This window comes from Desulfosarcina alkanivorans, from assembly GCF_009688945.1.
Lineage (GTDB): Bacteria > Desulfobacterota > Desulfobacteria > Desulfobacterales > Desulfosarcinaceae > Desulfosarcina > Desulfosarcina alkanivorans.
Window position 1 is genome coordinate 387,847 of the sequence record NZ_AP021874.1, and the last position, 13,258, is coordinate 401,104.

Here is a 13,258-nt window from a genome sequence, read left to right on the forward strand (position 1 = left end):
CTCCCGGATTACGGAACCAGTTTGACCTTGGCCATGATGTCAGGGCGGGTAATGCCCTGGCCGATTTCGGACCACACCAGCCAGCCGGTCTTGAAGCGAGTTTTCTGATCGATGGACTCCGTCTTCAGGTTTTCGCGCACCGGCATCTTTCCGACCTCTTCATCCGGGACGATGATGATCTCGTCCAGCGGCATGGAGGCGGTCAGCAGAATGCCGCCGGTTCCGTAGTTCTTGATGACACCCTTCTGGCGCAGCTCGAGCTTGGTCTGGGGATCGAGGTTCCAGCCGCGCATGTCGTTGAACCGGCGGCCGCGCATGACGATGTACTTCACCGACAGCTCCAGGTCCTCGATGATCGAGATGGCCTCGTTCAGCGCCTCTTCGGTGAGCAGGTCGCCGGTGACCTCGATGGTGTTGGTCGCCGGGATGGCCGAGGAGAGCACCGAGATGGTGCGGCGGTCCATCTCCTTGCGGATAGCGTCGGCGGCGCTGGTCTGGATGTCCATCAGCGTGCCGATGTTGCCGTTCTTGAGGACGGACACGTCCACCATCGGATTGGAGTGGATGCGATTGGTTGGGAACTCGACTTCGTCCTTGCCCACCTCCTGCTCCTGGGCGTCGCCGTCCTTGCTGATCCAGTGGGCCTTGACGGTCGGTTTCTTCTGGTAAACCGGACGTTCGCCCTTGGGCAGCGTGTGCTTGGTGAGCAGCAGCGAGGAGATCTCCTTGCGCTTGATCTCCTGTTCGATGGGCGCGGCAATGGCGGCGGCAAGCGCCCGCATGCCTTCGGGCGACTCGAGAGCCTCGCTCATGAGCCGCGCCATGGTTTCCATGTATTCCTGGGAGTGGATCTTCAACTGATTGGTTTTCATGTGCGTTGGCTCCTTGGGTTAGACGAGCAGGCGGAATTTGAGGACGCCGCTCTGTACGGAAATGGCGTGGGCGACGACGTGCTCTCCGGCCGCGACGCCGTTGGTCAGCCGACCGCTCGCCGAAACTTTCAGGTCGTCTCCGGCGACGACGGTCCCTTCGAAGGCGTCAGTCTCGTAAACGCCGCCGTCGCAGTAGATGCCGGGCATTTCGCCACCGGCGTAATCCTTGATCAGGATGCCGAAGGAGCGCTTGGTGGGATCGGTGTTGACGGCGAACAGGTCGTCTCCGACCACGCGGACCGCCTGGCCCAGCTGGCCGTCGCCCTGGATGTGGCCGTCGCCATAGGCGAGGCTGCGGTGACACGGATTGATGAATGACATGGTGTTTCCTCCTTATGCGTTGATTTGCGAGTGTTCGGGAGAGTCCTCGCCGACACGGTTGCGGTAAGCGGCCATGAACCCGTCGCGCAGACGGTCCTCGAGGGACACCTTGCGGTCGTCCACATCGTGGGGCCGGACACCGGCGTCGCTGCGCAGCGGGGTTTCCGTCGATGCCTTGGCGGCGGGCTTGCCGCCCTGGTCGCTGTCAGCGGGTTTCTCTTCCTTGTCCTTGTCCGCCTTGGCCGACTTGGGCAGGCGCTCATAAGCGGCTTCGGTGGCGGCGAAGGCTTCGTCGGACAGTTCAGCCAGGCGTTTCAGCTCGGCTTCCCGGTCCTCATCGGACGCAAAGGAGAGCCCCTGCTTCTCCAGACGGGTGAGCAGCTTCTTGGCCCTGGAGCGGCAGGCGGCCGCCTTTTGTTCGGCTTCCAGTTCCTGGACTCGTTTCTGCAGCTCGGCCACCTGGGCCTTGAGCTGCCGGTTTTCCTTTTCCAGGTCGGTAACGCGGGCAGGATCGCCTTCCTGCTGGGCCGGTTTCTTCTTGGCCGCTTCGACGGCCGGTTCATCTGTAGGTTTGGTTTTGTCTTCCATCGTGGAATCTCCTTCGGGTTGGGATTGGTCGGGCTGGCTCTGAAGGGACGCCACCTGCAGAATCCTGGCGTTCTCGTCCGCGCCTTTGCGGTCGAGCAGTCCCAGTCCGGTGAAAGTGACGCCGTGCAGAATCTCGAAAACGGGTTGGCCGCCCACATCACGGCCCTTGAATTTGCGCAGGTGGGTGCAGTAGTCGGCCTTGTTCTGGAAGCGCTTGTGGCAGACCGAGCATTCGCCTTCCTGGTAGTCGCACTCCATGGAGACCTGGGAGATGATCCCGCGCTTCATCAGCTTGTAGGCCAGCCGGGCGGCCGGGGTGTCGTGGACATACAGCTCGCCGACGCATTCCACGCGGCCGCCGTTGTCGTCCTCCAGGTAGTCGGCGGCGACGATGCCGCCCACGATGTCGTTGAACTCCTGCGAATGCTGCAGATCGACCTTCTTGTTCACGGCCGTCATGTGCCGACCGGACAACTCCTCGGCGGTGAAGTGGTCGCCGTTCTTGTTGGTCCCGGTTCGGCAGAGCACGAAGCTGAACTGGGGGTCGCCCGCCGAACCGACATCCATGGCCTCGGTCGCGAGGCGTTCACCATCGCCCAGCCGGATGTCCACGGGGATGCTGGTGTGGAAGTTCGCGGCGGCGGCCATCGGAACGGGTTTCTCCTCCCGTTCGGCGCTGGCCTTGGCCCCGGGAGCGCAGACGAACAGACGTTCTTTGGCGTTGGAAGCCTCGCCGTGCTTGGAGGTGATGGCGTAGTGGTGATCCTTGGACTTCATCCGGCTCTGTTTGCCGAAGGAGCCGATGATCCGCTTCATCTCCTGCTCGTTGGGATAGGCGTGATCGCGGTAGGAAATCAGCCAGTGCGGAATGTGTTTGGCATTGCCGAGAAAGGTCTGGAAGAATTCGCTGGCGTTGGCCTTGGTGACGGTCTTGTGGTCGGTCTCGTAATACTTGACCTTGGTGTCGGACTTGATTTCGAGCCCTTCCCAATAGGTCATGAGCCCCTCCACGAAGTGGTAGGCCCGCTCGTAGTTGGTAGTCGAAAACTCGGTGGCGTAGGGCGGATCGAAGTAGGCCAGATCCGCCTTGGCTTTCGGCAGCAGGTCGTTGATGTCCTGCCGGTGGGCCTTGTTCTCCTTGTCGTTGTCGAAGACCAGGGCGTTGATGCGCTGCAGGTTCTTGCGCAGACGATCCTTGAATTCGTCTGGGGTGTCCTGGCGGCGGCCATAGTCGGTGGACGACGAGAAGTGGCCGAAGCCGCCCTTGCCGCTCATGCAGGTCTTGCCGAGGCCGAAAAGGGCGATGTCTTTCTTGAAGCCGGAGAGCTTGTCGCAGTTGGCGCGGATGGTGTCGATCAGCGCATGGACGCCCTTGGCGAAGAAGATGCCCTTGAAGTTGTCCTGAACGAAGCTGCCCGCCTTGGCGTTGTCGGCCAGGAGCGCCTCGATCTCGTCCTCGCTCAGGCGAACCGAGTTGTTCTCGATGATCGCCTTGGCGGCGTGGTGGCAGTAGCGGAGCCGGTCGTTGGCGATGACCTGGAGGCCCTTGGTCTTGTACATGTAGGCCACGACCGCAGACCCCGAAAAGGCGTCGAGCACGGTGCCAACGCCTTCCGGGGTATGCTTCCAGATCCAGTCGACGAGCTTCTGCTTACTGCCGATGTAGTTGGTGATGTACTTGGGGCGCTTCTCGGGAGGGAGCTCTTCAGGAGCGGACTGTTCGGCGGCCTCGGTCCCGAGCGCATCGGGATCGAGAGTCAGCGCCGCATCGGTCTCCAGTAGAAACGCCAGCCTTTCCAGGTCTGTGGCGAACAGTTCCATCAACGTCTCCGGTCAGTTTGCTGTGCTCTCCGCGACCTGCGGGGAGCGTTCAGCGGTTACTTACCGGAAGCGTCGGCGATGTGTCGGAGGGTGACGGAGAATTTCAGCGGGTGGGGTTCAGCCGGGCCAGAACGGCCTTGCCGCAGGCGTCGAGGGAGGGGTATTCGTCGCTCTCGGTGATCTCGGAAAAGACCCCGTCATAGGGGGAGCGGGACAGCCGGTGATATTCGAGAAAATTCGCCGGAAGCGAGGTGGCCTCGGCCTCGACCAGACGGTTGACCACCCAGGCGGCCTCGTCCTTGCGGTCGGCAAGCCCGTTCGGCCCCCGGTCGAGGTAGTACATCTCCACATCCAGACCGGGACCCGGCCCCTGAACCCAGACGCCCACGGGCACGTATTCCGGGACGGTGGCTTGCCGGTCGGCCATTATCGAGTCGATCATATAGCGCAGTTTCATGACCAGTCCTCCGCGATCCGGAGATGCTCTGCCAGAAGCTGGGCGTCGATCCGGTGGAATCTTTCGGCGTTTTTTTGTCGGTAGGCGATCCAGCGTTGCCAGTCCGCCGCGAGCTCGGGCTCCGAGACCGGCTCCATCATTTCGACATGGTGAATCCGGCCCAGATCGTCGGTCAGCTCGACAATCAGCCAGCCTTCGGCCTCCTTGCCGTCATGTTCGGCCATCAGGGTGTCTTCGACCCGGACATCGACCACTTTGATGGTGTGGGCGTGCTGGAACCCCTCGTCGTAGCCGAGCGCCTTCCACAACAGCCAGAAATCGGTGCGCAGATGGTTGCCAGCAGCGTCGAAATGGGGGGCGATCCGGGTGACGGTGAAGCTGTCCACCAGGGTGTCCAGAAAGAGATCCCCGGATTCTCTGACCGTCATGCGGCTGCCCCGGCTGTTGAACCAGTGCAGCGATTCCTGCAGCCGCCGTTTCTCCTGTTCGATAAAGTCCTTCATGGTCATTGTTTGCGTTTGCTCCAGCTTTGCGAGGTATGGACGATATCCTCCACCTTGCGCCCGTCGGGTAGTTTCTTGATGCCGCGCCGGGTGAAACTCTGAATGATCTCCCGGCGTTCGTTCTCACTTCTGCTCACGATGAACTCGATGTTGTCCAGCAGCGTCACCGAGTATTTGAAGATGGTCTCGTTGCCGTGGCGCTGCGAGAACCGCTTCCAGTCGTCGATGCTGGCCCCCCGGTTGCGTTGCACGTAGTCGTCGATCACCTTGCCGTAGGCGTCATGGTCGTAGCTGATGGCGTCCATGCGCCGCAGCATCTGTTTCTTGAAGTAGAGCGCCGGTGAAGCATCGCTGGCCGGTTGCTTCTTGATCCGGGTGAAAAAGTAGCTCGCGCCGCCGGTCTGCATGTCGGCCACCGGAGACATGCCGCCCGGAGCCACACCCATGCGCATCTTCTCGACCGTGCTGACCATGGCTCCGTTGTTCTCCATGATCGAGTCGATGAAGCCGGTCATGCTCTCGCCGTTGGTCAGATCATGGACCAGCGAATAGCCTTTCATCTGTTTTTCAAGATCTTCCTCGGTGATATCGAACCGGAACTGGTGCCGGTATCCGCCCTTGGCGTCGCGGTCCAGAAAACCTGCCTGGTATTCGCCCAGCGGGTTGTATCCGGAAAGCTGGGTGATGTCCTGGACGCCAAATTCCTTTTGCCAATAGCCGCGCAGGGCCTGGACCCGCTCGGGGGTGGTGGCGTTGCGGTCGTCGAGAGATTTCTGCAGCCGCTTGTAGTCGGCGCTCTTGTCGGTCTTGCGGATGTAGGCGAGCTTCTCCAGGTACATCTGTTCGGCGTTTTCCGCCGTGGCCACCCGGGTATCGATCCCGAGCTGTTCGAGCTTTTCCAGCATCGCCTCGACCCGTCCGGGGGTGGTGTCGCCGTCCAGGATCATTTCCAGCTCGCCTCGCTGAGCGTAAAGGTTAGTGTCAGTCCAAGGCCGATAGCGGACCCGGGTGCCGTCCTCGAAGGTGACGGTGTACTGGTGCCCGTCCTGCATGCGGGAGTTGTGATTGAACAGCGTCCGGTTGTCGACGTCGTCGGCCTCGACGCTGATGGTGCCGGAACCGATCCTGCGCTTGGTATGGGTCACCTTGCCGCGTTCCACCCTGAACGGCGGTTTCTCCTTGGGTTTCTGCGTATCGAGCTTGGGCAGATACTGCTCGAAAATGCCGTTGGTGGCCCGGTCCCAATCGACGGACTCCTCGATCTCCTTGACCCATTTCAGGTAGTGGTCCGCCATCTCCTTGACCTTGGGGTCGGCGCTCTTTTGCAGGGCTTCCAGTTTCTTGCGCAGGCGCAGGGCCTTGTCGATCTTGGTCCGGTTGTACTTGCCGTCGCCCACGTGGAAATTGACGTTCTTGACGGCGTCCAGAACGGTCTCGAAGAAGCTGTCTTCGTTTAGCGGTTGCCCCTTTTCTCCGGTGGTGGTCTGCACGTACTTGCGCAGCAGCTCGTCGATGCGGCGGTCGGTGTCCGGCCGGATCTTCATCTTGATCGCGGTGCGCTTCTTCCCCTTGAAGGTCTCGGTGAAGATCAGCGCGTTCTGATCTTCCACGTCGCCGCTGTCGAAGGGCAGCGTCTTGCCCTGCCAGCCGAGTTTGCGGGCCTCCTCGACCAGGGCTTCCTCGGCGGAGGAGAGCAGCTTTTTCTTGCCGGTGGCGGCCGTCAGCTTGTCGAAACGGAAGCCCCGATCCCCCAGCACATCGGCGTAATAAGCCTCGAAGTCCCGTCGAAGATTGTGCTTTCGTTCCAGGGCCAGATCGTAGAAATGCCTCAGCCCGGCCGGGTCCTTGGCGAACCGGCCCTCGGCGTAGGGGCGCAGCAGATCGAGATAATCCTCGTCGGCGATCTTTTCGACTTCGTGGATGTAGCGAAGCGTCGCGTTCGGATCGACCCGCACCTTCCCTTCCTTAGCCGTCCGGAATACCTTGTTGTAAAACGGCTCTTCCTCGCCGCACACCCCGTTGGGGTGATAATCGAGCGAGAGTTTGTCCTGTCCCAGGAACTTGAAGGCCTGGCCTTTGTCGATGCCGTAGACGCGACCGTCCCGGGCACGGATGAACTGCTTGGAATGTCCGTCGTGGTTGGCGATCAGCCAGTCGACCACATGCTCGCGCTGGATCTGCTCCAGTTCGATGGTGGTCAGATCCTGGGGCAGGATGTTGCGAAAATCGAAGTCGTCCCGCAGATCGGTGCGCCATTTCTGGATGGAGCCGGTGCGGCCGTTCAATTGGATGGTGCGCACCTCGATGGAATGGGGGTCGATCAGGCGGCCAATCTTGTAGGCTGCTTCCTCTCCGAAGGCGATGAACTCATCGTCCTTGCGGCCAATGGGCTTGAACAGCCATTTGTCGCCGTTTTCGTCGGTCCAGAACTCCTTTTCATGTGCGCCGCCGACAGCGGCCTTGCCGGTTTTCTTGAATTTTGACGGCAGACCTTTCTGCTGCCACGCTGAATCGACTGTGGCGAACTCCGCGCCTTTCTTGCCGATCTTGGCCTCGGGCGGCTTGACCGGGCTCGGCTGTGGAGCCGGTTTCGGCGGATCTTTCTTCGGCGTGGCGGGCTTGGCAGGAGCGGTTTTCTTCTTGCCGCCATGCTTTTCGGCCCATGCGGCGTGCTTGGTGTCGATGCTGGCCTGAACCGCCTTGATTTTCGCCGGGTCGGTCTCGGTGAAGAGCGTGGTCAGCTCGTCTTTGTTGGCCCACTGCCAATACTGGACCTTGGTCTCCTTGGCGAGCGTCTTGAGCTCTGCCGATTTCAGTTTTCCGACCTGATCCTGGAAGAGCTGTTTTTTGAGGGCGATTTCCTTGCTGTGGGCCGCAAGCAGTTCCTGGGGCAGATCGGTGCCGCCGGAAACCGCCTGTTCCGCCTTGGCAATCGCGTCGAGGAAATCCTTGTAGCCGGTCGGCGTGTCGGGAACGACCACGGCCTTGGCGGCGTCTTCGAGGGCCGTTTTCTGTTTCAGGATCAACTTCTGCTTGGCCTCGTCGACCGCCTTTTTCTTGACCGACTCGGCCATGTCGGCACCGGCCTTCTTCTGTAGCGCCTCGACGAGCTGCTGTTTGTTCTTGAGGATGCCGATGCCGTGCTTCTGTTTGGCCGCCGCGAGTTTCTTGCCCATCAGGCCGCTGTGATCCACGCCGGGCTCCAGCTTGTCGAGCAGCTCGATGGTCTCCTGTTTGGTCATATTGAGGGAGATGCCGTTCTCCTTCGCCATCTCCTTGAGCTGCTGGGCGGTCATGCCCTCCAGCCCCTCGGCGGGAGGGATCTTCGCCATCTGGGCGGCGAGCAGCTTGGCCTGTTTGAGTTCCGCCTGCTTCAATCCCAGCAGCTCGACCAGTTCTTCCTTGGTCCGCAGCAGGCCGATCTTGTGTTCCTTGAGCTTGGCGGTGAGCGCCGCTCCGGCCAGGTCGCCGTGATCGATGCCCGGTTCGGCCAGATCGAGCAGCTTGATGAAATCGGCCTTGGTCCGGGCGATGGCCACACCGTTCTGTTTCGCCATGGTCTGGAGCTGTTTGACCGTCAGCGAGCCGAGGTCGGCGATGTCGCCGTTTTCGAAGGCGCTCTTGAGCTTGGCGTTCTCCTTGGCCTGGGTGTCGGCCATACCTTCCAGCACGTGGGGCGGGAGAATGCAGGCATCCCCCTGCGATGCCTGGGCGGCGGCCTTGGTGGCCATCTCGCTGCCGCAAACAGTCATCGGCCATGCCACGACATTGGTGCAGCGGCAGTGCGGATGCGCGGGTTGCTGAGGGAACTTGTCGATGGGAAAGGTCTTGCCGTCCAGCCCGCCGCAGACCGGGCACATGCGCTCGTCTTCCATGGCCAGCCACTCCAGCTTCTGGATGCCGACCCGCTCGTGAAACTTGAGCCTGCCCATATTGTGGGCGCGGAGGACCTCAGTGCGGGCGATCATCTCCATGCGGTACTGGGCCTTGCTGAACACCCGGCTTCCGGCCTGGCGAAAGGAATCCTTGTCGACGATCACCTTGCCCATGTCCCGGACGATGTCGTCGGCTCCCTTGCCCGTGGCGATGCCGTTCAGGATGGTGCGCTTGATGCCGCCTGCGAGTTCACGGTGAACGTCACCGGCGAGCGCGAGGTTGTACTGCGCCATGAAGTCGAGGGCATTGGTGTCGACGATGGTGAACACCTTGGTGGCCAGCTTATCGATGCCTTCTGGCTTGAGGTCGGCGTAGAACGGAAGCGCCGCGTCGGCGAGCTCTCCGATTCCCTGCTGGATGCCGAGCTTGAAGGAGTCCTTGGTCGTCTTGCGAAAGACCAGGGTCTGCTCCCGTCTGAGCCGCTTCATGGTGTCGTCGAGTTCGAGCTGGAGCTTTTCCAGCCCCTTGAGCGCGGCGAGCTTGTTGTCCGGCAGGGAGCCGAGGGAGCGGTACTGGAGAATGGCGCGGGCGACCTCGTCTTCGGCCTGTTTCAGCGCCTGAGTGAGCTGGGCCGTGACCTGGTCGTTGTAGCGGTTGCGGGCCGTCAGGCTTTTCAGGGTGGCCGCCTGGATTCGCTGCTCGAGGTCCGGCGGCATCAGCGGGGCTCCCGGCGGTCGATGAAACGACAGGCCGGGGCGTCGAAGGTGCGCTCGCTGTTGTGGACCCGGCAGTGGTTGGTGTCAGCAATGAAGTGGCTGCACTCGTCGCACACGGCCGCATCGCCGGTGGACTCCAGATCGCCCGACCAGACCAAAGCCGCCTCCGCCGTGGGTTCATCGTCCTCGGCCGGAATCCCGAGCATCTTCCGGGCGCGAGGCACGCTGAGGATGCCGGAGACGACCATATCCACCACCGGCTTCACCTGCTTCTCGTCCATCAGGTCGATCTGCTTACGTTCGGTCTCGCGGTTGGCGGCCTCGATGTCCGGGTCCAGGTCCATCTTGAGTTGAAGGCTGGAGCGGCTGATGAGCTTGCGGTCGTAGAGTTCGATGAGGAGCTTCTTGAAATCGACCGCGTCGCTGGGGTCGAGGTCGTTGAAGATGAACTGGATGCTTTTGTCGCCGTGGCCGTTCAGCTCCATCCAGTCGTCGAACACCCAGTCGAGGAGCTTGCGTGCGGCCTGTTTGATCTCGCGGATCATGACCATCATCTTCTGCATGCTCACCGAGGCGGTGGCGAAATTCGGGCCGTCTCCGGTTACCAGCGAGCGTGACAGCCCCAGGGCCACCACGATGTCTTCCTTCACCTCTTTGACCTTGTCCTCGACGTTGAGGACCTGACCGTCGGTGCCGTGGGTTTCGACGTTGACGTAGAACGGGACCACCAGGCCGCTTTTCATGTCCATCTTGTTGACCATGTCGCGAACCTGTTCGAGCATCCGCTGGTCCGGCATCACCATCTTCTGGCCGAACGCGCCGCCCACCTTGAGCAGGCGAAAGGGCGTGGCCCAGCGCTTGGCGATGGCCTGTTCGGCCCGGCGGTAGTCGCGCAGCAGTTCGATGGCCTGAAAGGCGGGAAGCACGAGGGAGTTACCCCGGGGCGAAAAGGCCGGAGCATCCCATTTGAGGTGGACCACCTGTTCAATCGGTAGGTAGATTTCCTCTCCACCCCCAGGAGTTTCTTCAGGGAATTGCCGGGCCTCGATCAGCTCGCCCTGGGCGTATTTGACTTTGACCGAAACCGGGTTGACGCAGACCAGTTCCTCGATGTCCTGGCCGGACTTGGTGAAGCGCTTGAAGCCGATGGCGTCACCTTTCACCAGGAGCTGAAGAACCATGTCCTTGATGAATTGCGTGATGTTCAACCGCCAGGCGGCCTCCAGTGCCTGCTCCTTGAGGGTCTCGTCATCGCTGGTGATTTTGATCTCGTCGCCCACGGCGAAGGTGCGCCAAGAGTTGACGCAGTTCTTCACCAGCGGCTCCTCGACGTAGTATTCCCAGGCCTTACGGGCGCGTTCTTCCCAGGTGGCCGGAATAGCCTCGGCGGCGTTGACCTTGCTGAAGGCCGCCGAGTCGAGCGCGGCCGCTGCGGCCAGCGGCGCGATGACAAAGCCGGTGGTGTCCAGGCTTTCGAGTTGTTCGTCCTGATGGGCGGTGCTTTCCACGTGATCCTCTCGGTAGTTTCGGCCATGACAGCCGCACATCCGGCCCGTGTGGGCCGAACCCGGCTCGATGCTGGTTACTTACCGGAGCGGGGTGGAAAGCGTCGGAGGACGCGATCAGATGAAGACCGGATTGGTGAGGACCGGCTTGAGCGAAACCACTTCTTCGCCGACCGGGTCGAGGTTGCCTTCCTCCCGGATCAGCATGGCGCAGCGCACCGCGTCGATGATGTGATCGTTGCCCTTGGAATAGATGATCTTGCCGTCCCGCAGGGTGTAGGTGTGGGTGGTGAACTGGTCTTCCACCTCCAGATCGTCCGATGGAAAAATGAGCTGCTTGCGCTGTAATGCCCCGTTGATGAGGCTGGTCATCAGCTCCTTGGTCCGCTTCTTGATTTCCTTGCCGCCCCGCACCGCCAGCCGGGTCATACCGCCGAAGTCGTATCCCTTGAGCCTGCCTTCCAGCTCCAGCCCTTTGTATTTGTCCAGGGTGAGCAATTCTTGAACCACCGCCAGACCGTTTCCGCCGTTGTCCACGCCGATGCCCGCCGGGGTGTAGTAACGCTCCAGCAGCGCGATGATCTGGGCGATGTGCGGATAGGAAACGTGTTCAAGATGCACGCGCAAGATCATCTTCAGCAGCGTCCGCTCGCCGATCTCCATCTCCTGGAATACGACGATCTCGGTGGGGTCGTTGGTGTAGCCCAGGTCGCCGCCGACCCAGAACTGTCCGCTGCGGGGCGTGAGGTTGAGCAGCATCTCCAGCCGGTCATGGGCCGCTTCCTCGGTGTCGCAATCGCGCAGCTCGGAATCGGTGATGACGATCTTCTGATACTCCAGCAGATCCTGCCGACAGAGGTTGAACTGTTCGACATTGAAGGCCCCATAGGAGGGCTTGCCGTGTTCACCGGCCACCTCGTGCTGCCAGCCGGAGCTGTCGCGGCCGCCGTAGAATTCCAGCAGTTCGGCCTCGCGATCCTCGGTCCACAGGGGGTTGAGCCAGGACGGCCAGCGGAACACATGGAACTGCTCCGATGAGGTGAGCCGGTAATAGGTGGTGTCGCGCAGGCCGTTGGGCGTGGAGTAGATGCGTAGCGTCCCCCCGGCCTTGAGGCACTGACGCAGCGCCTTCCAGGCCCGCTCGGTCAGCCAGGCTCCTTCATCGACCCAGACGCGGCCCACGTGCAGGGACCGGAAGGCGTCGCCATAGGCCCCGGCCGGGCGGAAATAGAGCACCGAACCGTTGGTGAACTCCAGCCGGAAGTAGGGTTTGCGGTGGATCTTGGGCTTGCCGTACTTGGTCAGGGCGATGCTGTTCATCAGATCCGGGTTGGTGTCGAGCTGGAACTCGATCTCCTCGATGATGGTATCGAGGTGCCCCTGGTGCGGAGCCGCGATGAGGCCCTGGCCGCCTCGGGTGGTGAAGGCGTAATGGAGCGCGTCGGTCGAGAGCACGATGGACTTGCCCACGTCCCGGCCGTCGAGGTGGATGATGTTCTTGGCAGGGCAACGCAGGTCCTCCACCTGGTGCGGCCAGTAGTCGCGGCCTGAGCCATCCCGGTTGTAGAGGTAGGCTTGCCCCCACAACACGGGATCGCTAAGGGTCGCCGCGAGTTTGCGCTCCTTGTCGGTTACCGCCATCAGTGCATTCCTGTCCTCAAGGCGTTGCCGAGGATGGTGCCCACCAGTTCCGTCAGGATCTGCTGCACGGCCAGGGTGTTCTTCCGGTCGTGGACAGCTTCCTGAATGTCGATGATGGCCTGGTCCAACTCCGCCCAGGCCAGGTACTGCTGCTGGGCCGCTTCCAGACGGCCGAGGGCGTTCTCTATCCGTCCCGCCGCCAGCTCGGTGCCGATTTCGACCAGGGCCTCACCGGCCTGGCGGACGGCATCGCTGTTCTCCTGAAGAATCTCTTTCATTGGTCTGCCTCCTGGTTCGCGCCGTTGGCCCACTGGTCAAGGGCGTCTACGGCGGTCTGCAGGCGCAGACCGACTCCGGTCAGGCGCTCGGCGTCCGGGTGGCCGACTTCGCGCAGCGCCTTGTTGGCCTCGGTCACGTACTCGGGTGTGTGGCGGTTGACGGTGGCCACCGCCGACTGGATCTGAGCCGGTGGCCGGTAGGTGGCGCAGCCGGTCATGATTCCGGCCAGGGCCAGTGGGATGGTCCATTCGAGGGTCTTCTTCAACATGTTGATCTCCTTTGGGTTATGGGTTTGGGGCACATGCAGAAAGATCTCTGCAAACACTTGATTTCCAACGAAATAGAAGCGTCATTGGATGTGACGCGGGATGGTCCCGCATCCACGAAAACCGGAACCGGAGACAGGCCATGACCTACGACAGAAACCGCCAGCAGGCACTCAAGGCGTACCGAGAAAAGCAGGAGAACATCACCCGGCTGATAGAGGGCATTCGCGGCAAGCTCGAAGTGGACGCGAAGCAGCCGGACATCACCTGGGCGAGCGTCGGCTCCCTCGGTCACGTCGAGGAACTGCTGCGGGAGCTGGACGAGTTCCTGTCCTGAACACACCGGGCCACCG

The 13,258-nt window shown here is 61.7% G+C and carries 11 protein-coding genes; 1 reads left to right on the forward strand and 10 read right to left on the reverse strand.

Going from position 1 to position 13,258, the window contains the following annotated elements:
• Positions 1-8: 8 nt before the first annotated feature.
• From DSCA_RS01790 to DSCA_RS01835, 10 genes are all read right to left on the reverse strand, one after another.
• Positions 9-872, reverse strand: coding sequence for an HK97-fold major capsid protein (locus DSCA_RS01790; protein WP_011366969.1), 864 nt, complete (start codon positions 870-872; stop codon positions 9-11).
• A gap of 18 nt (positions 873-890) precedes the next feature.
• A complete protein-coding gene (locus tag DSCA_RS01795) occupies positions 891-1,253 on the reverse strand; it encodes a hypothetical protein (protein ID WP_155314806.1) in 363 nt (120 codons plus the stop codon).
• 12 nt (positions 1,254-1,265) lie between these two features.
• Complete coding sequence (locus tag DSCA_RS01800) at positions 1,266-3,662, reverse strand: DNA adenine methylase (protein ID WP_155314807.1); 2,397 nt, start codon at positions 3,660-3,662, stop codon at positions 1,266-1,268.
• A gap of 103 nt (positions 3,663-3,765) precedes the next feature.
• A complete protein-coding gene (locus tag DSCA_RS01805) occupies positions 3,766-4,119 on the reverse strand; it encodes a hypothetical protein (protein ID WP_011366966.1) in 354 nt (117 codons plus the stop codon).
• On the reverse strand, positions 4,116-4,628 hold the full coding sequence (locus DSCA_RS01810; protein WP_155314808.1) for a hypothetical protein: 513 nt from the start codon (positions 4,626-4,628) through the stop codon (positions 4,116-4,118). The genes DSCA_RS01805 and DSCA_RS01810 overlap by 4 nt, the downstream gene beginning before the upstream one ends.
• Positions 4,625-9,214 carry a minor capsid protein gene (locus tag DSCA_RS01815; protein WP_155314809.1) on the reverse strand — a complete coding sequence of 1,530 codons (4,590 nt, stop codon included), beginning with the start codon at positions 9,212-9,214 and terminating at the stop codon, positions 4,625-4,627. Before DSCA_RS01815 ends, DSCA_RS01810 begins: the two co-directional genes overlap by 4 nt.
• Positions 9,214-10,722, reverse strand: a complete 1,509-nt coding sequence (locus DSCA_RS01820) for a phage portal protein (RefSeq protein ID WP_155314810.1) — start codon at positions 10,720-10,722, stop codon at positions 9,214-9,216. The genes DSCA_RS01815 and DSCA_RS01820 overlap by 1 nt, the downstream gene beginning before the upstream one ends.
• Before the next feature lie 114 nt (positions 10,723-10,836).
• Entirely contained in the window at positions 10,837-12,360 is a 1,524-nt protein-coding gene (locus tag DSCA_RS01825) for a terminase large subunit domain-containing protein (protein ID WP_155314811.1), read from the reverse strand.
• Positions 12,360-12,638, reverse strand: coding sequence for a hypothetical protein (locus DSCA_RS01830; protein ID WP_022992990.1), 279 nt, complete (start codon positions 12,636-12,638; stop codon positions 12,360-12,362). Before DSCA_RS01830 ends, DSCA_RS01825 begins: the two co-directional genes overlap by 1 nt.
• Positions 12,635-12,964, reverse strand: a complete 330-nt coding sequence (locus DSCA_RS01835; protein ID WP_231716354.1) for a hypothetical protein — start codon at positions 12,962-12,964, stop codon at positions 12,635-12,637. The genes DSCA_RS01830 and DSCA_RS01835 overlap by 4 nt, the downstream gene beginning before the upstream one ends.
• 83 nt (positions 12,965-13,047) lie before the next feature.
• On the opposite strand from DSCA_RS01835, the gene DSCA_RS01840 reads away from it, so the two are divergent.
• A complete protein-coding gene (locus DSCA_RS01840; protein WP_155314812.1) occupies positions 13,048-13,242 on the forward strand; it encodes a hypothetical protein in 195 nt (64 codons plus the stop codon).
• Positions 13,243-13,258 lie beyond the last annotated feature (16 nt).